Source organism: Streptomyces colwelliae, from assembly GCF_048158785.1.
GTDB lineage: Bacteria > Actinomycetota > Actinomycetes > Streptomycetales > Streptomycetaceae > Streptomyces.
The window spans coordinates 1-448 of record NZ_JBLTJC010000963.1 but is presented as its reverse complement, the minus strand read 5'-3'; the positions used below and the strand labels follow the sequence as shown (position 1 = coordinate 448).

General features: G+C 66.7%; 1 protein-coding gene. It reads right to left on the bottom strand.

Going from position 1 to position 448, the window contains the following annotated elements; all coding sequences use genetic code 11:
- The coding region (locus tag ACNFOC_RS55375; protein WP_416966443.1) for a hypothetical protein at positions 1-448 on the bottom strand (448 nt) is incomplete at both ends.

Below are 448 nucleotides of genomic sequence, written 5' to 3'. Positions count from 1 at the left end.
GAGCGTGATGGTGCCGAGCGGCGCGAACAGATTGCCCGCCTGCTCGATCGTCTTGGCATGGACCGTGATGCCTCCGCCGGCCGACAGCGGAATGGTCGTGTCGCTGCCCGCGGGCGCGGCGAATTTGACGTTGCCGGGGGTTTCGATTCCGAAGGTGACGGCGGTCACCGGATAGATGCGCTGGGCGGAGAACAGGAGATCGGCGGCGGTGACGAGGTTGCCGGTGAACGCCGATTGCTCGGCGGTCGGGGTCGTATCCGCGTTACTGGTCTTCAGGCCGTCGGCCACCTTCAGCGTGCCGAGCCGGATGTCGCCGCTGGCGATCAGGTTGACCTGGCTGAAGCCCGAGAAATCGAGACCCTTGACGGGATCGCCGGCCTTTGTCGGGTTCGGCGCGCCCTGCAGGTCGATGGTCTGCGCGTTGACTGTCAGTGTGCTGGTGCCGGCC